The organism is Pantoea sp. Ep11b (genome assembly GCF_040783975.1).
In the GTDB taxonomy this organism is placed as follows: Bacteria; Pseudomonadota; Gammaproteobacteria; order Enterobacterales; family Enterobacteriaceae; genus Pantoea.
The window spans coordinates 1,259,033-1,276,376 of the sequence record NZ_CP160631.1; the positions used below are offsets into that span (position 1 = coordinate 1,259,033).

Genomic DNA, 17,344 nt, shown 5'->3' on the forward strand with positions numbered 1-17,344 from the left:
AACAAGGTTTTAATCTGACAAACGGCGGTTAACTCTGCTGCGCTATTTTCCACTGACGGCTATTCGATCTCTCACTGCCAGCGTAACTGCCCGAACGCCGCCAGCGACTCTGCCAGCTCACGCTGCAGCGGATCCTGAGGATGACGGCAGAAGAGGGCCAGCTCGAAGGTATCGATCACCGGCAGCCCCTGTTCACTGCCCAGCACCCGATGCTGCGGCAGGCGACAGCTGGCAGGCAGTAGGGTCAGGCCCAGCCCCTGCGCACTGGCCGCGGCCAGCGCAACCAGGCTGGCGCTGCTGTAGCCAATGCGCCAGCTGCGCCCCAGGGCGTCGAGCGTCTGACAGACCTCATCGCGGTAAAGCCCCTGCTGCGGAAACAGCACCAGCGGCACGGGTGTCTGCTCGAAGCAGGGCCAGGCTGCGCTGTCGAGCCACAGCAGCGGCTCGGGACGCGACGCCAGCGGCCGCTCACCGTAGGGCTGTTTGATCAGCATGATATCCAGCTCTTCCCGCTGCCAGGCGCGGCGCAGTTCCACCTGCATTCCGCTCATCACATCCAGCCGCAGCTGCGGGTGGGCGCGACTGAAGTGCGCCAGCAGGTCGGCGGTGGGCGCGGCGAAATCTTCCGGCACCCCGAGCCGCAGTACGCCGTCGCGCCACTGGTCATTGAGCACGTCATGCGCCTCCCCGTTCAGGGCGATAATCCGGCGGGCGTAGCCCAGCAGCTTCTCGCCCTCTTCGGTGATCTGCACCTGATGCGAGGAGCGAACCAGCAGTGCTTTACCGACCATCTCCTCCAGCCTTCGCACCTGCTGGCTGACGGTGGACTGCGACAGATGGACCCGGTCGGCGGCGCGGGTAAAACTGGCGGTTTCACACACCGCTACAAAGCTGAGCAGCTGCTGAGGCGTAAACATCGGATGACGATTCATTTTTCCACTACCTGGCAGAGTAATATTTCATTTCCAGATAGTAGCGACTGCTGTCAGGCTGGCAACTTTAAACTGTGTGGATCTCAGATGAACAGAGAGAACAACCTGCTGCTGGCGGCGCTGGTTCTGGCGGGGCTGAATATGCGGCCGCTGATGACCTCAGTCAGCCCGCTGCTGGATCTGCTGCGGCAGAGCATCGGCCTGTCCCCCCTGGCGGCCTCGCTGCTGCCCGCGCTGCCGATGATGATGATGGGCGTGATTGCGCTGGTCAGTGCGCCGCTGATGCAGCGATTCAGCGTGCGTAAACTGCTGACGGGCGGGTTAGGGCTGCTGCTGCTGGCGCTGGTGAGTCGCGGATTACTCAGCGACGAATATGGGCTGGTGTTGAGTACTGTTCCGGGTGGGGCGGGAATCGGCATCGTGCAGATGGCGATGCCGGGATGGATTCGCCAGCGTTTTGGCCGTCGCAGCGCCGGTGTCACCGGACTCTGGGCCGCCGCGCTGATGGGCGGCGGTGGCATAGGGGCGGCCCTTTCGCCGTGGCTGAATAGCCTGTTTGGCTGGCAGGGCGCGCTGAGCAGCTGGGCCGTGCCGGTGATGCTGGCGATCCTGCTCTGGCTGTTTATCCCCTCTGCACCGGTCGCCCAGACTGAAGAGGTCACGCTGCCGGCGCTGTGGCGCAAAACCCGGGCCTGGACGCTGGCGCTGAGCTTTGGGCTGGTCAACGGCGGTTATGCCATCTGCGTGGCCTGGCTGCCCGATTTTTATCATCAGCTCGGCTGGAGCGCCCAGGCGGGCGGGTCCCTGCTCGGTATGATGATCGGCTGTCAGGTGAGCGGCGCGTTGCTGCTGCCCCTGCTGGCGCGAGGGCGCGATCGCCGTCCGCTGTTGCTGCTGACGCTGGCGATGCAGTTCGGCGGGATGCTCGGCTTCCTGTTTGCGCCGCAGCTTGCGCCCTGGCTCTGGGCGGGTGTGGCAGGTTTCGGATTAGGCGGCGCGTTTCCGCTGGCGCTGGTGCTGGCGCTGGACCATCTGGAACAGCCGCAGGCGGGCGCACGGCTGGTGGCGTTCATGCAGGGTGTCGGGTTTATTATCGCGGGCAGCATGCCCTTTATTGCCGGGCAGCTTCATGCGCTCACCGGCGCCTTCTCCAGCGTCTGGCTGCTGCAGGCGGCGGTGACGCTGCTGCTGATTGCGCTGAACCTGCGTTTCCATCCGCGCAGCTATCAGCCCGCCTTTCCGGAGGTGAATCGCTGATTTTGGTCGGACCAATCATGACGATATTTTTCTCTGGTTCACACAACCGGAAAATAGGCGCAACTTCTGTTGCCACAGATTAACAATACATTAACTATCTGTTGCCATAAGCCCCGCAAATGCAGTTTTGGTCTGACCAATCTGCCGGGGCCGGGGCATGCAGCGCCTGCGGCTGCGTTCCACGTCACCTCTCTTCCTCTGGAGATAATGGCATGCAGATCTGGCAACAAAACTACGATCCGCTGGGTAATATCTGGCTCTCAAGCCTGATCGCGCTAATCCCGATTCTCTTTTTCTTCTTTGCGCTGATTAAGCTCAAAATGAAAGGCTACCTGGCCGCCACCACGACCGTGGTGCTGGCGCTGCTGGTGGCCCTGTTTCTCTATCAGATGCCTGCGGCACAGGCGCTGGCCGCCGTGGTCTATGGTTTTCTCTATGGGCTGTGGCCGATTGCCTGGATTATTATCTCCGCAGTCTTCGTCTACAAAATCTCGGTGAAAACCGGCCAGTTCGATATTATCCGCGCCTCTATCCTGTCGATTACGCCCGATCAGCGTCTGCAGATGCTGATTGTTGGCTTCTCGTTTGGGGCCTTTCTGGAAGGGGCGGCAGGCTTTGGTGCGCCGGTGGCGATTACCGCCGCGCTGCTGGTCGGGCTCGGTTTTAACCCGCTCTACGCCGCCGGTCTCTGTCTGATTGTGAACACCGCGCCGGTCGCCTTTGGCGCGATGGGCATCCCGATTATTGTGGCGGGGCAGGTCACCGGGCTGGACAGTTTTGCTATCGGCCAGATGGCCGGACGGCAGCTGCCGCTGCTGACCCTGATTGTGCTGTTCTGGATTATGGCGATTATGGATGGCTGGCGCGGTGTGAAAGAGACGTGGCCTGCGGTGATGGTCGCCGGCGGCTCCTTCGCCATCGCCCAGTTCCTCAGCTCTAACTTCCTCGGCCCGGAACTGCCCGACATTATCTCGTCGCTCGCCTCGCTGATTTCGCTGACGCTGTTCCTGAGGGTCTGGAAGCCGGTGCGCATTTTCCGCTTCGCAGACGCAGAGGCGAAGCCGGATGCGGCTCTGCAGCCGGTGAAGAAGTACCGGCCGGGAGAGGTGATCCGCGCCTGGATGCCGTTCCTGTTTCTGACCGCCACCGTGACGCTCTGGAGCATTCCGCCCTTTAAGGCGCTGTTCGCCAAAGGCGGCGCGCTCTATGACTGGGTGCTGGCGGTGCCGGTGCCGATGCTGAATGAGCTGGTAGCGCGGATGCCGCCGGTCGTCGGCAGCGCCACCCCCTATCCGGCCATCTATAAACTGGATCTGGTTTCCGCCACCGGCACCGCCATCCTGATTGCGGCGGTTATGGCGATGATCTTCCTGCGCATGAAGCCCAGGGCGGCCCTGCAGACTTTCGGCGAGACGCTGAAAGAGCTGGCGCTGCCTGTTTACTCTATTGGCATGGTGCTGGCCTTTGCGTTTATCTCTAACTACTCCGGCCTGTCGGCCACGCTGGCACTGGCGCTGGCGCATACCGGCCACGCCTTTACCTTCTTCTCGCCGTTCCTGGGCTGGCTGGGCGTTTTCCTGACCGGATCGGACACCTCATCGAATGCGCTGTTCGCCGCGCTGCAGGCCACCACGGCGCAGCAGATCGGGGTGCACGATGTGCTGCTGGTGGCGGCCAACACCACCGGTGGCGTGACCGGGAAGATGATCTCGCCGCAGTCCATCGCCATCGCCTGTGCGGCGGTCGGGCTGGTGGGTAAGGAGTCGGACCTGTTCCGCTTCACCGTGAAACACAGCCTGATTTTCACCTGCATGGTCGGGGTGATTACCACGCTGCAGGCCTACGTTTTCCCGTGGATGATCCCATGACCGGCGCCGACACGCTCGTAAAGCGCCTGCGCGCTTACATTACCGAACATCAGCTTGAGCCGGGCATGCGCCTGCCCGCCGAGCGGCAGCTCTCTGCCGAGCTGGGGGTGGCGCGATCCTCGCTGCGGGAAGCGATACAGCAGCTGATCAGCAGCGGGATGCTGGTCAGCCGACGCGGTGGCGGCACCTGGATCCGTCAGCAGCTGACGCCCTGGTCGGAACAGCGCATCGTTGAGCCGATTCGTCAGCTGCTGCAGGACGATCCCGACTACCGCTATGACATTCTGGAGGCGCGCCACGCCATCGAGGCCAGCACCGCCTGGCACGCGGCACTGCGCGCCACTGAAGCGGATAAAGAGAAGCTGCAGTACGCGTTTGACGCCACCCTGAAGCTTAAAGAGAGTGACGATCCCGATCTCGCCGCCCAGGCGGATGTCCGCTTCCATCTGGCGATTGCCGAGGCGTCGCACAATGTGGTGCTGCTGCAGACGATGCGGGGCTTTTTTGAACTGCTGCAGTCGTCGGTGATGCAGAGCCGTCAGCGCATGTATACCCAGCCTGCGATTTTCGCCCGCCTCACGGAGCAGCATCAGGCGCTGCTCGATGCCATCCTCGCGGGCGATGCCGATGCGGCCCGCCAGGCGGCGATGCAGCATCTGGGGTTTGTGCACACCACCCTGAAAAGTCTGCATGAGGATGAAGCACGCCAGGCGCGCATCACCCGCCTGCCCGATAACGATACACGTAATCCAGAGGAATCTGACTGATGATTATCTCCGCTGCCAGTGACTATCGCGCTGCCGCGCAACGTATCCTGCCGCCGTTCCTGTTTCACTATCTGGATGGCGGTGCCTATGCCGAGCATACCCTGCGCCGCAACGTGGAGGATCTTTCGGATGTGGCGCTGCGCCAGCGTATTCTGAAAAACATGTCGGAGCTGAGCCTGGAAACCAGGCTCTTCAACGAAACGCTGTCGATGCCGGTTGCGCTGGCGCCGGTCGGCCTGTGCGGCATGTATGCCCGCCGCGGTGAAGTACAGGCGGCGCGTGCGGCCGATCGCAAAGGCATTCCTTTCACCCTGTCGACGGTTTCGGTCTGCCCGATTGAAGAGGTCGCGCCGCAGATCTCGCGGCCGATGTGGTTTCAGCTCTATGTGCTGCGTGACCGGGGTTTTATGCGCAATGCGCTGGAGCGCGCCAAAGCCGCCGGTTGCTCGACGCTGGTGTTTACCGTCGATATGCCGACGCCGGGCGCGCGTTACCGCGATGCCCACTCCGGGATGAGCGGTCAGCACGCGGCGCTGCGGCGTTACTGGCAGGCGGTGACGCATCCACAGTGGGCGCTGGATGTCGGGCTGCAGGGGCGTCCTCACGATCTGGGGAACATCTCCACTTATCTCGGCAAGCCCACCGGGCTGGAAGATTATATCGGCTGGCTGGCAAACAACTTCGATCCCTCTATCTCCTGGCGCGATCTGGAGTGGATACGCGAGTTCTGGGAGGGCCCGATGGTTATTAAAGGCATTCTCGACCCGGAAGATGCGCGGGATGCGGTGCGATTCGGTGCCGATGGCATTGTGGTTTCGAATCATGGCGGACGCCAGCTGGACGGTGTGCTCTCTTCGGCGCGTGCGCTGCCGGCGATTGCCGACGCGGTCAAAGGTGATATCACGATTCTGGCGGACAGCGGCATCCGCAACGGACTTGATGTGGTGCGGATGATCGCGCTGGGTGCGGACAGCGTGCTGCTGGGGCGGGCCTTTATCTATGCGCTGGCGACCCACGGTCAGCGCGGCGTGGAGAACCTGCTGAACCTGATTGAGAAGGAGATGCGTGTCGCCATGACGCTTACCGGTGCCAAATCGATCGGCGAAATCACCCGCGACTCGCTGGTGCAGGCGGAGGCTTTGCTGAGCCCGCAGCTCGCGCCTTCCCGTCCCCGCGCCGTGAGTTGAGCCTGCGAAAGCGAATGTATTGTCTATACTTACTACCTTAACCAACAGGAGGAATGACATGACCATTCATAAGAAAGGCTCGGCGCATTGGGAAGGCGACATCAAAGGTAAAGGCACGGTCAGCACCGAGAGCGGTGTGCTGAGCCAGCAACCCTATGGTTTCAACACCCGTTTCGAAGGTGGCAAAGGCACCAACCCGGAAGAGCTGATCGGTGCAGCGCATGCGGCCTGCTTCTCAATGGCCCTGTCGCTGATGCTGGGTAATGAAGGCCACACGCCGCAGAGCATCGACACCACGGCTGACGTGTCACTGGATAAGAAAGGCGACGGCTTTGCCATCACTAAAGTGGCGCTGACCAGTACTGTCTCTCTGCCCGGTATTGATGAGTCCGCCTTTGATGAGATCATCAATAAAGCCAAAGCGGGCTGCCCGGTTTCTCAGTTGCTGAACGCGGAAATTACGCTGGATTACACTCTGAACAATTGATGAGTGCCGCGGGTCGCCGCAGGGCGGCCCGGGCGTGATACTCTGCACCTTCGGTCCTGTCGGGACCGGAACCGATGCGCCCTCTGGCGCATTTTTCATTTTCTGACAGTCCGACAGCGAGGAAACCAGGGTGACGGGGAAGCGGGGGGCAGATGAGCACAATAAAAGCGTTTGGCCGGGCCTCTTTTGGGCGTTGCTGCGGCTATGCCGGGCAGCCACTCTCCGGGCCTGAACCATGAAAGGCATGGACCGTCATACGCTGGGGCTGCTACTGATGCTGATTATCGTGCTGGAGGCCGTCCACTTTCTGCTTACGGCCTCGTGGCTGCCGTGGGGATAGCCGGTTACGCCCAGGCATCTTCTCGCCGTCGGGTGCGTACGTCGCTGCGCGCAATCTTATAGGCTTTACGTGGATCGCCCACCACAAACTCAAAGGTTGGCGTATAGTAAAAGGGTAACCAGCCGCCATAGCTGCTCTCCCACTCCCATCGGACGGGGCAGGGCCACAGAATGCCATCATATAAAAGATAATAAACCCAGCGTCCACCAGGACGACGGGGGCGTGATGTTTTCATGGGATTCACAACGGTAGTGGTTCACAACAGCTTATATTTTGTACGCTAAAGCGCCAGCTTGCAACGTTGCCGCCAGCTTTATTGACGCTGGTCCTGAATCAGCGATGAACTTCACCACAGAGCAGGACCACATTGGGTCTGACTTTATGGATACGATTGGCCATCGTTTCGCAGTCAACTTTGGTCGGATAGATGCGCTCCGAGACCGGCAGCGCCTCACAGGCATCGTAACCGCACGCGCTCACTAACAACACAAATCCTATTAACATGGTTCCTCTCCTTAACACGGTCTGGTGGTCCGGACTGTGGCGCTTTTTATCCTTTTTTAACATCCAGTATAGACAAACGTGACGGGGCGGCATGAACAGTGTGGGCGGAAGCCCGCCTGGCCCGGAGACAGCGTGGATGTTCAGGCGCCGCAGAAAAGGGGACGCCAGAGGTTAACCGGCAAAATACCAGGCGGGCAGCAGCGCGATCAGGTTATTCAGCGTGTGCAGGAAAATAGGCAGCGCCAGACTGTTACTCCGCAGCCGGGCATAGCAGAGCAGCAGCGAAAAGAGCGTCAGGGCAAGCAGCGTCTGCCAGTGCACATACTGGGTATGCATCACCGCAAACAGCAGGGAGGTCAGCAGCATACAGGCGAAGCGGCTGCGGGGGGCCCACAGCAGGAAACCCTGCAACAGAAAACCGCGAAACAGGACCTCTTCAAACACCGGGGCCAGCAGCACGGCAGTCAGCAGCAGGATCAGTAGCGAATTACGACCCTGCTGGGCCTGCATCACCAGCCACCCTTCCGGCTGCATGAACTGCATCTGTGCCGCCATCAGAACAAACAGCGCACCCGTAAACAGCAACGTTTGCAGCGTGCAGAGCTCACCCAGCGGCAAATCGGAGCGGCGCTGGCAGTAGAAGCGATAGAGCGGATAGATGACCGCAAATTCAAACAGGCAGAGTACCGGCACCAGCAGGCCGTCATTACGCAGCACGCTGTAGTTGGGGAACAGCGTGATCAGCATGGTAACCAGGTAATAGACCACAAAGCTGCCGACGTAGAACAGCGTCAGGGTCACTCTGTCGGAATTGGTGTTCATAGGCGACTCAGCCAGCGAAGGTTAGCGCATAGTAGCAACGCCCCCGATCGCTGTCGAGTCAGCCGGTAACAATCTTAAAGCGCTAAATTTTAACCGCAGACTAAACACCCGACCAGGCCAGCCGATAACTGAGAAAACTTATTGGTTCAGCAGCCATGTTGTCCTGCAGGCCACCCGTTTCAAACCCTGAATGTGTAGTGAGCACTTTTGATGACTTTTAATCCTCCGGCGCCGCCGTCAGCGCCATTCAGCCATGCTACAGAAGATCGCACTGTCCGCTTTACGCGGCGCAGCCTGCGCACGCTTTCGCTGCTGCTGTTTGGCGTGCTGGTGCTCTCAATGCTGATGGTGCTGACAATTGCGCAGCGGCAGAACAGTGTCTCGGTGGAGCATGACCGGCTGCTGATGCAGCAGGCGTGGAAAACCCGGCAGGAGGCGATGGTCACCGACATCCGGGATTATGCGTTCTGGGGCGAAGCCTGGCGCAATCTGCATGTCAGGGTCAACAAAGTCTGGGCGTATGATGAAGAGAACTTTGGCCCCGGACTCTACGAAGAGTACCACTATGAGGGCGTGTTTGTGGTCGATGGCCAGGGCCGTACCACGTACACCGTGATCGATGGCAGGCTCACCGAGACGCCACTGGAGGCCTGGCTGGGTAAAGAGGCGCAGTCGCTGATTGCGGACAGCCGTCGGCTCAACAACAAGGCGATAACACGGGATGTGCTGGTCAACCACACGCCCGCCATCGTGGTAGCTGCCCCGATCAGCAGTGGCAAAATAGCCAATGTGCCGCCAGTGGCAGGACCGCCATCCGTGATGGTCTTTGTGAATCTGTTCACGCCGGAAAAACTTCAGGCGCTGGGGGCGACGCTGGATGTGCGCGACCTGCGTCTGCCGGCGGGTGAAGAGGATGCGATGCATGAACCCCGTATGGTGCTGACGCCGCCAGGCGGCGAGTCGATTGTGCTGCGCTGGACGTCAAAAATGCCGGGCCTGGGCCTGCTCTGTTTTCTGCTGCCGCTGCTGATACTGATGGCGATCATCATCGGCATTATTACCCGGCGCGTCAGCCGCCACGCGCTCTCCAACGCCATTCTCTCTGACCGGCGCTTTGCGCTGCTGGCGATCAGTCAGCAGGAGCTGGCCAACAGTGAAGCGCGCTTTCGCGACCTCGCTGAAGCGGCATCAGACTGGATCTGGGAAACTGATGAAGAGGGCCGGCTGGTCTATCTCTCGGCGCGCTTTCACACCGTGACCGGCCACGACATCACACACTGGCTGGGACGTCATATCGATCAGCTGCTGACACATCCCAGCCATTCGCTGGTCGCCTGGCTGCGGCGTCAGGAGCAGGACGGGCAGACGATGCCGCTGCGCTGCCAGTTTATGTCTGCGCAGGGGCATCGGCGCATCGGCCAGCTGGTCGCGAAAACGATCTGGCGTGACGCGCAACGCATCGGCTTTCGCGGCACGGTATCGGACATCACCCAGGGCATGGAAGCGGAGGCGCGCATTCAGTTTCTGTCGCGTCACGATGTCTTAACCGGCCTGTCGAACCGCATCCAGCTGCAGGAGTTTCTGGCGCTGCACCTTGAGCAGCCCGAAAACAGGGTGCCGCTGACGCTGATTACCCTGGATCTCGATCAGTTCAGGCCGATCAACGAAACCTGGGGCCACGCGACGGGCGATGAGGTACTGAGTCAGGTCGCGCAGCGCCTGAAGCGTTGTATCGGCCCGCAGGAGCTGGTTGCGCGGTTAAGTGGTGATGAGTTTGTGCTGGTGCTGCGTGACACGAACCGTGAGCGGGTTGACCAGCGGTGCGCGCATCTGGTGCACGAGATCCAGCAGCCGATCAGCACGGGCCAGCATGTTCACTATCTCACCATCAGCATGGGGATCGCCTGCGTTCCGCAGGATGCTACCCATGCCGAAGTGCTGCTGCGCATGGCGGATATCGCACTGAACGAGGCGCGCGAAGCGGGGCGCAATCAGTGGGTCTGGTATGCCAATGAGATGGCCAGCCAGCGGGAAGATAAGCGTGAGATGGCGCGCCGGATTGAAAAGGCGCTGAAGAACAACGAGTTTCGCCTGCACTATCAGCCCCGTTACCAGCTGCTTACCGGACAGCTGGCAGGGGCGGAGGCGCTGATTCGCTGGCAGATTGCCCCGGATCAGTGGATTACGCCCGACCACTTTATTCCGCTGGCGGAAGAGAACGGCCTGATCGCCAGCATCAGCGACTGGGTGCTGATGCGCGCCTGTAAAGACGCACTGGGCTGGGGTGGCGATCGCTACGTTTCCGTCAATATTTCACCGATGGAGTTCCGCACCAGCGATCTGGTGCAGCGGGTCGCGAATGCGCTGGCAAAAAGTGGTCTGCCGGCGACCTGTCTGGAGCTGGAGATCACCGAGAACGTCACCCTGGAGCATCCGCAACATGCGCTGGAGGTGATGCAGGGATTACGCTCACTGGGGGTGAGGCTGACGGTGGATGATTTTGGAACGGGCTATGCGGCGCTGGGCTATCTGAAGACGTTTCCCTTTAACGGTCTGAAGATCGATCGCTCCTGGATGAAAGATTTCCCGGAATCGCAGCAGGCGCAGTCGGTGGTGGCCGGGATTATTGCGCTGGCGCGCGCTTTTGCCCTGACAATTACCGCCGAGGGCATTGAGACAGAAGCGCAGCTGAATCAGCTAAAACAGCTCTCGTGCGAAGAGGGGCAAGGCTACTTCCTCGGTCGGCCGATGCCGCTGGCAGCATTCAGTACGCTTCTGGAAAGGACCGCGCAGAATCCGGCTGAAATCCATTAACGGACTTTGACCGCGACGGCGGTCATCAGCATTGCGCAGACAATAAAGATTACCAGTTCCATCATGACCTCCTTAAGACTAAGAACATTCCTATATAGCCTGGCGCCATCTCACCCCTTTTTTTAGGCACGGCGTGCGATTAATCTTAAAAAATCGCGCTGTGGGCCAGCCGGTTTCACGTGGGCTGTCATAACTTTACCTTCCCGGGCTTCAGACCGGCGGGCACGTTTTGCTACGCTTAGGGGAAAGTTTTACCCGTCCAACAGGAGAATGAACGTGAAATTTTATGGAAAAGGGCTGCTGGTAACTGGCCTGTTTGCACTCACCGCCTGTCAGTCTGCCTCTCAGCCCGACACCGCGCGCGTGGCTCAGGATCCCGAAACGGACCGCTGCGGCGCGTCTCAGTTTCAGAACTACGTTGGCAAACCCTTAACGGCGTTACAGGGGCAGCACTTCGATCAGCAGGTACGTCCTATTCCGTATAACGCGGCGGTCACGATGGACTTCAACCTCAGCCGGCTTAATTTTCTGGCCGACAAAAATGGCACGATCAGCTCGGTTTATTGTGGCTAACGGCAGCGATGTCATAGGGTTGTCATAATGACAGGCGAGGATAGCAGCGCGTCAGAGAGACGTCCTCGTCACACAATAAATAGTGCTCGTCTTGTTTATTCCCGCCCCGGCGGGAATTTTTTTAGCGCCTTCGGGCCGGAACAGGAGCAGAGAAAATGAAACGCATCGTGGCACTCATGCCCGCACTGTTACTCAGCAGCATGCTGGCGCAGGCATCCAGCGCGGAAGCCTGGAAAAAGAGTCATGAAACGATGGTGCAGGCGTGCATTAACGCCAGCCACCTGAGCAAAGTCCGGGTGCTGGGTGACCCCATTGAGTATGACGATACTACCGGCTACAGCGTCCTGCTGCTGGAGGGACGCTATCCGCAGCGCCACATGCAGAACCAGCGGGGGCGGGAGTTGTGCCTGTTTCAGCGCAGCAGCGGGCGGGCCAGCGTCAGCGAAGCGGATAAACTGCGCTGGGTGAAATAGCGGGCGCGTTATTCCTCAGGCTGCGTCCCGATAATCTGAGTCAGCAGGGCGCCGTAGCGTTGCAGCTGCATCTCGTCGCCCTCGACTTTCAGCTTATCAATCACCCGCGCAATAATAGCTTTATTGGTGGCGGGCTCTCCCGCTTCCATTAATTCACGCAGAATCACTGCCAGCAGGTCAGATTCAGGCGGCGTGCGCCAGTTCGGGCTGCTGAAATAGTCTCTGATTGCACGGCTGGCGCTGTCTGGTGCTGTACGCATTCCCCACCTCCGCTAAAACAGTGCCCGTTCTTATGGCGGGCATGCGCATGTCAGTCTATGAAGCTGATTCGCCTCAGCGTCGTCGGACGGTACCGTTTTTTTTGCGGAGGGCGTCGCGCCGATCAGAGAGATCGCCACACCGCCGTGACTGGCGGTTTTTTAAACATAGAAGCACCGCAGAATGTTGTCAGTAACAGAATGACCTATTTTTCCATATTGATGGGGGCGGGCAGAGAAACCGGGCGTCAGGCAGGCAGTGTCAGTCATCTGGCGGAAAAATGGGGTGGCGAATTGCGCGGCATCAACGGCGACCCGGCTTTTTGCCGCTGCTGTTTGTCTCCCTCTCTTTTGTGACCCGTACGACGCAGCCGGGCGAGCTGCGTTTTCTGCCGGGCTTCGCCGATGGCGCGATGATGCCTGCGGTGCGTCGACACAAACACTGGCCGGATCTTCGGTTATCACCCCCTCTTTTATGTTTCCTGGCTACTGCCGGGGGCGGCGGTGTTGGCGGCGGCAGGTTTTCGCCGGGTCTCCTGTCCACCGCCCTGGTGGTGCGGGTTAATGTGATGCGTCTGACGCGTTTTTACCGGCGTCCGGTGACCGCACGACCGGCAGGCGAATCCTCAGCTCAGCCTGCCAGCGCTGCTGGGTCAGCAAAAATTCAGGACTGACGCTGGGACTCCAGGAGTCATCGCCGCCGACGCCCATGTGGCAGGCATCCAGATGCAGCCAGCAGCCCGCTTCCGGGCGCAACAGGTGGCGATGCGAGGTTTCACGCAGCTGCTCCAGGCTGAAGCGACTCAGTGAGAACGCAAAATCGCCGCTGACCTGCCAGCTGCCGCTGTCCAGTTCACGGGTGCCGCCACGCAGCCCGTTCTCGCCCGGGAACACGTAGGGCGTGAAAAGCTGCTCCAGCGGTTGCTGCCAGCGGGAAAACTGCGCGGCCAGCTGACGATCGGGGTAGTTTTCATGCGGCCCCAGACCAAGCCAGCTTACCTGCTCCGGGATCTGCGCCAGCTGACAGCGCACGCCGATGCGCGCGGGCGGCGGCAGGCCGCGCGACTGTTCAACCGCAAGCTGCAGCTGTAACTCGCCCTGGTCGTTGATCAGGTAACGTTTACGGCTGATAAAGGCGAGCCGATCGCAGGCGTACCAGCCATGCTGCGTTTCGATCAGCACCGACTGCGGCAGCGCATGGGCGGTCAGGGCGATCAGGCGGCTGTGCATCCGGTCATAACCGGCGGCTTTCCAGCGTTCGACCCAGGCATGCGGATCGACCCGCTCCGCTTCACTGGTGCCAATATCGTTGTCCAGCGGCGCCCGAATAAAGCAGTCCTGAAGGGGAGAGAGCAGCGTCGGCTGCTCATCCACCATCCACTGCGTCAGTTCACCGCTCTGGCGTGAAAAGTGCCAGCGCTGCTGCGGGTGGCTGACCACGATCTCATCGGCCGCCTCATGCAGAACCGGCGCCTCACCCGCTTCCGGCAGCGGCAGTAGCGCCATCGTCGAGGGCAGCGCCCACTGATCCCAGGCGACACGCCAGTCGGCGGGGCTCCACGCTGTCGGCTGGACCTGATAAACCGCGACATTAAGCCAGCAGTCGCCCTGCAGCGCGGGCGGTTCTGGCAGCGTGATGCGCTGCTGGCCCTGCGCGGCAATATCCAGCGGCACCTCCCCCTGCGCCACCACGTTGCCCGCCTGTTCGATGCACCAGCGCAGGATCTCGTTGTCGCTGTGGCGGAACAGGAAATCGCTGCTGACCGTAAAGCTCAGCGGATTATCGGGATCGGCGGTAAACAGATAGAACTGCTGCGCACGCTGCGCTTCATAGAGTGCCGGATGCGGCGAGCGATCGGCAAACACCAGCCCGTTCATACAGAACTGACGATCGTTCGGCTTGTCGCCAAAGTCACCGCCGTAGGCCTGCCACGGATTGCCCCGATCGTCATAGCGGGTCAGGCTCTGATCGACCCAGTCCCAGACAAAGCCGCCCTGCAGGCGCGGAAACGACCGGAACGCCTGCCAGTACTTCGCGAACCCGCCAAAGCTGTTGCCCATGGCATGCGCATATTCACAGAGGATCAGCGGACGGGTTTCCCCCGGCAGGCCGATCCACTTCTTCAGCGACCATTTTGGCACGGCCGGGAACGGCTGATCCTCATCCACCCTGGCGTACATCGGACAGATAATATCGGTGGCGGCGGTATCGGCACCGCCGCCTTCATACTGAACCGGGCGGGTGGGATCGCTGCTTTTCACCCAGCGATACAGCGCATCGTGAGTCGCGCCATGCCCCGACTCATTGCCCAGCGACCAGATAATAATGCTGCAGTGGTTACGATCGCGCTGCACCATGCGCGTCACCCGTTCGCTATAGGCGGCGAACCAGCGTGGATCGTCGGAGAGCCGGTTCATCGGCTGCATCCCGTGCGTTTCGATATTCGCTTCATCCACCACATAGAGCCCATACTGATCGCAGAGCCGGTACCAGAGCGGATGGTTAGGGTAGTGCGAACAGCGCACCGCATTGAAATTGTGCTGTTTCATCAGGGCGATGTCGCGGCGCATGTCCGCTTCAGTCACCACCTGACCCCGCTCCGGGTGATGTTCGTGACGGTTAGTGCCGCGGATCAGCAGCGGTTTGCCATTCAGACAGAGCAGGCCGTTATCGATGGTGACCTGACGGAAGCCCACGTCATACGCTTCCACCTCCACTACCTGCTGATCCGCATCCAGCAGCGCCAGCGTGGCGCGATAGAGATGGGGTGTTTCGGCGCTCCAGAGCGCGGGCTGCGGCACCGGCAGGCTGAGCAGTGCGCGTTCGGGGTAGTGACCTCGCTCATCGATAATGGCGCTGCCCAGCGGCTGCTGACACTGTGCAATCTGCTGCTCACCGCGCCACAGCGTAAGGCGCAGCTGGCAGGCTGAGGTGGCCGCTGCGGGCAGGGCAACGCGAACCCGGGCGCGCAGGTCAGCATGGGAAAATTCCGGGCTGAGCCGGGTTTCCAGCTGAACATCCGCCAGATGCACCTGAGGTTTGTGCAGCAGCGTGACGTCGCGGAAAATACCGCTCATCCGCCACATATCCTGATCTTCCAGATAGCTGCCGTCGCTCCAGCGCAGCACCATCACCGCCAGCCGATTCTGGCCGGCCTGCAGCGCGTCGCTCAGGTCAAATTCCGCCGGCAGACGACTATCCTGCGAGTAACCGATCCAGTGGCCATTGCACCAGAGGTGAAAGGCGGAGTTGACCCCGTCAAAGATGATGCGGGTCTGTCCGGAAGCGAGCCACTCCGCGTCCGGCGTAAATGTGAGCGAGTAACATCCAGTGGGGTTGTCTGCCGGGACAAACGGCGGATTGACCGGAATCGGATACTGCACGTTGGTGTAGATGGGCGCATCAAAGCCGTGCATCTGCCAGTTGGCCGGGACAGGCAGGGTCGTAGCGTCCGGCAGATCCTGCAGCAGCCAGCTGGCGGGCACCGCCTCAGGTTGTGCAAAGTAACTGAATCCCCACTCTCCGTTGAGGCTGCGCAGTGAGGCGGAAGGGCGGTCATCGCGGGCGGCCATTTCATCGCGCCAGCTGGCGAACGGCGGATGTGCATCCAGCCGATGCAATGAGGTCACCACCGGGTTTTCCCAGTCGCGCCGGGAGAGAATATCGCTAAGAGCTGCCTGAGAGAGTGTCATGTGGGTATCCTGTAAATGTAATGCGCTCACAATGCGCAAAATTGCGCAGGCTGTAAAGAGTCCGCCGTCCCGATTCAGACAAATAATGTTGCCGCAAAACCTGGCGGAATGTTGTGATTGTGCCGCCTTACTGCGGGTAAACCGTTAAGTCTGGTCAGCAAAAATGAATAGCGGCCGGTTGCGGAGGAATCTCACTTGTCGCCATGCGGGGAGCTTCATACACTCAGCCCGATTTTTTTCACTCTGAGGTTATTATGATTCGAATCCTTAAGCTGGCGGCCATCCTGGCATTGGTCACAACGTTAAGCGGATGCCTCTTCCCGCCGCCGGGCGGCGGTGGCGGATGGGGCGGCCACGGTGGCGGGCCGGGCCGCGGATTTATCGATCCCCGTTAAGCGGAGTACGCGGCGGGCGAAACCGTTAACCGCCGCGCGGTCAGCCCGCAAAACGTTTCGCCCGCCAGAGTCAGCCGGTACCGGCGAAGAAAAGCGCCGGGATGCGGGCTAACTCACTGAAAAAAAGGCTGTTGCCCTCTGTTTTTTTAGCCAGCGTGGTGATAATTTCAGCGTTCCATCCTCGCTGAGGCAACAGTATGAAAAACCTGATTGCTGAGTTACTGGTTAAGCTGGCTGAAAAAGAGGCGACAGTGAAAGAGCAGGTGGCGCAGATCGAGGCGCTGGAAATTGTCGTCACCGCACTGATTCGCAAACTGGATCCGCAGCACCATCGCGAGATCATGACCACCATTGATAGCGCCATGGCCCATGTAGCCGATGACGATGATGATGCGCAACTGCTGCGCGACCACATCGACAGGCTGCTGCGGCATCCCCGCCACTGAGCCTTCCGCCCCCGCCGGGAATGGGATCTTCACATCACTTTGACCTGAAACATTTTCCGCTTTACTTATTCGCTGCCAGAATAACAGGGAACAATCCACACTGGAGATAACAGGATGAAAGTCGGTTTAATGGCAATGATGATGGCCGGTCTGCTGGTGAGTGGCGTGGCCGGTGCGGCAGAAAAAACCCCGCAGCAGGAGAAGATGACCGTCTGTAACCAGCATGCTAAATCGCAGGATCTCAAAGGGGATGCGCGCAAAACCTTTATGAGCGAATGCCTGAAGAAAGAGAGCAAGCTCTCACAGATGTCGCCGCAACAGATGAAGATGAAAAACTGTAACGGCGAGGCTGGCGAGAAAAAGTTAACGGGCGATGCGCGTAAAACCTTTATGAGCCAGTGCCTGAAAAAGAGCTGACCGCTTCTCCGGCCACTGCGGTGGCCGTTTCTTCCCGCCTCACTGTCCCGATTAAATTACCTGCTTAAACAACAGGTTAACTTTCTGATAAATATTCCTCCTCAGGCTTCCC

The 17,344-nt window shown here is 60.2% G+C and carries 18 protein-coding genes; 12 read left to right on the plus strand and 6 right to left on the minus strand.

Features of this window, described 5'->3' with window-relative positions; all coding sequences use genetic code 11:
- Window positions 1–71: 71 nt before the first annotated feature.
- A complete protein-coding gene (locus AB1748_RS05815) occupies window positions 72–932 on the minus strand; it encodes a LysR family transcriptional regulator (protein WP_367396113.1) in 861 nt (286 codons plus the stop codon).
- 87 nt (window positions 933–1,019) lie between these two features.
- Here AB1748_RS05815 and AB1748_RS05820 point away from each other — a divergent pair, with 87 nt between their 5' ends.
- The 5 genes from AB1748_RS05820 to AB1748_RS05840 all read left to right on the plus strand — a co-directional run bounded on the left by AB1748_RS05820 (window position 1,020) and on the right by AB1748_RS05840 (window position 6,498).
- Entirely contained in the window at window positions 1,020–2,189 is a 1,170-nt protein-coding gene (locus AB1748_RS05820; RefSeq protein WP_367396114.1) for a cyanate transporter, read from the plus strand.
- A gap of 212 nt (window positions 2,190–2,401) precedes the next feature.
- Entirely contained in the window at window positions 2,402–4,057 is a 1,656-nt protein-coding gene (lldP, locus tag AB1748_RS05825) for an L-lactate permease (protein ID WP_367396115.1), read from the plus strand.
- Window positions 4,054–4,824 (plus strand): transcriptional regulator LldR, encoded by a 771-nt coding sequence (gene lldR / locus AB1748_RS05830; RefSeq protein WP_367396116.1) that lies wholly within the window; start codon window positions 4,054–4,056, stop codon window positions 4,822–4,824. The genes lldP and lldR overlap by 4 nt, the downstream gene beginning before the upstream one ends.
- Window positions 4,824–6,011, plus strand: coding sequence for an FMN-dependent L-lactate dehydrogenase LldD (lldD, locus tag AB1748_RS05835; RefSeq protein ID WP_111140903.1), 1,188 nt, complete (start codon window positions 4,824–4,826; stop codon window positions 6,009–6,011). Before lldR ends, lldD begins: the two co-directional genes overlap by 1 nt.
- A 58-nt stretch (window positions 6,012–6,069) precedes the next feature.
- Complete coding sequence (locus AB1748_RS05840) at window positions 6,070–6,498, plus strand: OsmC family protein (RefSeq protein WP_111140902.1); 429 nt, start codon at window positions 6,070–6,072, stop codon at window positions 6,496–6,498.
- Between the two features lie 344 nt (window positions 6,499–6,842).
- Here AB1748_RS05840 and AB1748_RS05845 read toward each other — a convergent pair whose 3' ends face one another.
- The 3 genes from AB1748_RS05845 to AB1748_RS05855 form a co-directional block, all read right to left on the minus strand.
- Window positions 6,843–7,073, minus strand: a complete 231-nt coding sequence (locus AB1748_RS05845) for a hypothetical protein (protein ID WP_111140901.1) — start codon at window positions 7,071–7,073, stop codon at window positions 6,843–6,845.
- A 98-nt stretch (window positions 7,074–7,171) separates the two neighbouring features.
- Window positions 7,172–7,342 carry a hypothetical protein gene (locus AB1748_RS05850; protein ID WP_003850083.1) on the minus strand — a complete coding sequence of 57 codons (171 nt, stop codon included), beginning with the start codon at window positions 7,340–7,342 and terminating at the stop codon, window positions 7,172–7,174.
- Between the two features lie 171 nt (window positions 7,343–7,513).
- Window positions 7,514–8,164 (minus strand): CPBP family intramembrane glutamic endopeptidase, encoded by a 651-nt coding sequence (locus AB1748_RS05855; protein ID WP_111140900.1) that lies wholly within the window; start codon window positions 8,162–8,164, stop codon window positions 7,514–7,516.
- Between the two features lie 210 nt (window positions 8,165–8,374).
- Here AB1748_RS05855 and AB1748_RS05860 point away from each other — a divergent pair, with 210 nt between their 5' ends.
- From AB1748_RS05860 to AB1748_RS05870, 3 genes are all read left to right on the plus strand, one after another.
- Window positions 8,375–10,978: an EAL domain-containing protein gene (locus AB1748_RS05860; protein WP_367396117.1), complete on the plus strand. Its 2,604-nt coding sequence runs from the start codon at window positions 8,375–8,377 to the stop codon at window positions 10,976–10,978.
- Between the two features lie 276 nt (window positions 10,979–11,254).
- Complete coding sequence (locus tag AB1748_RS05865; RefSeq protein ID WP_111140910.1) at window positions 11,255–11,551, plus strand: I78 family peptidase inhibitor; 297 nt, start codon at window positions 11,255–11,257, stop codon at window positions 11,549–11,551.
- A gap of 155 nt (window positions 11,552–11,706) precedes the next feature.
- Complete coding sequence (locus tag AB1748_RS05870; RefSeq protein WP_367396118.1) at window positions 11,707–12,024, plus strand: hypothetical protein; 318 nt, start codon at window positions 11,707–11,709, stop codon at window positions 12,022–12,024.
- A gap of 8 nt (window positions 12,025–12,032) precedes the next feature.
- Here AB1748_RS05870 and AB1748_RS05875 read toward each other — a convergent pair whose 3' ends face one another.
- Window positions 12,033–12,284 (minus strand): biofilm development regulator YmgB/AriR family protein, encoded by a 252-nt coding sequence (locus AB1748_RS05875; RefSeq protein WP_367396119.1) that lies wholly within the window; start codon window positions 12,282–12,284, stop codon window positions 12,033–12,035.
- A 57-nt stretch (window positions 12,285–12,341) separates the two neighbouring features.
- Between AB1748_RS05875 and AB1748_RS05880 the strand changes: the two genes are divergently transcribed.
- Complete coding sequence (locus AB1748_RS05880) at window positions 12,342–12,638, plus strand: hypothetical protein (protein ID WP_146240865.1); 297 nt, start codon at window positions 12,342–12,344, stop codon at window positions 12,636–12,638.
- Between the two features lie 204 nt (window positions 12,639–12,842).
- Here AB1748_RS05880 and AB1748_RS05885 read toward each other — a convergent pair whose 3' ends face one another.
- On the minus strand, window positions 12,843–15,974 hold the full coding sequence (locus AB1748_RS05885; protein ID WP_367396120.1) for a beta-galactosidase: 3,132 nt from the start codon (window positions 15,972–15,974) through the stop codon (window positions 12,843–12,845).
- A gap of 254 nt (window positions 15,975–16,228) precedes the next feature.
- Between AB1748_RS05885 and AB1748_RS05890 the strand changes: the two genes are divergently transcribed.
- The 3 genes from AB1748_RS05890 (at window position 16,229) to AB1748_RS05900 (ending at window position 17,232) form a co-directional block, all read left to right on the plus strand.
- A complete protein-coding gene (locus tag AB1748_RS05890; protein WP_199560026.1) occupies window positions 16,229–16,369 on the plus strand; it encodes a hypothetical protein in 141 nt (46 codons plus the stop codon).
- Between the two features lie 197 nt (window positions 16,370–16,566).
- On the plus strand, window positions 16,567–16,815 hold the full coding sequence (gene iraP / locus AB1748_RS05895; RefSeq protein WP_293770914.1) for an anti-adapter protein IraP: 249 nt from the start codon (window positions 16,567–16,569) through the stop codon (window positions 16,813–16,815).
- A gap of 114 nt (window positions 16,816–16,929) precedes the next feature.
- On the plus strand, window positions 16,930–17,232 hold the full coding sequence (locus AB1748_RS05900; protein WP_111140893.1) for a PsiF family protein: 303 nt from the start codon (window positions 16,930–16,932) through the stop codon (window positions 17,230–17,232).
- Window positions 17,233–17,344 lie beyond the last annotated feature (112 nt).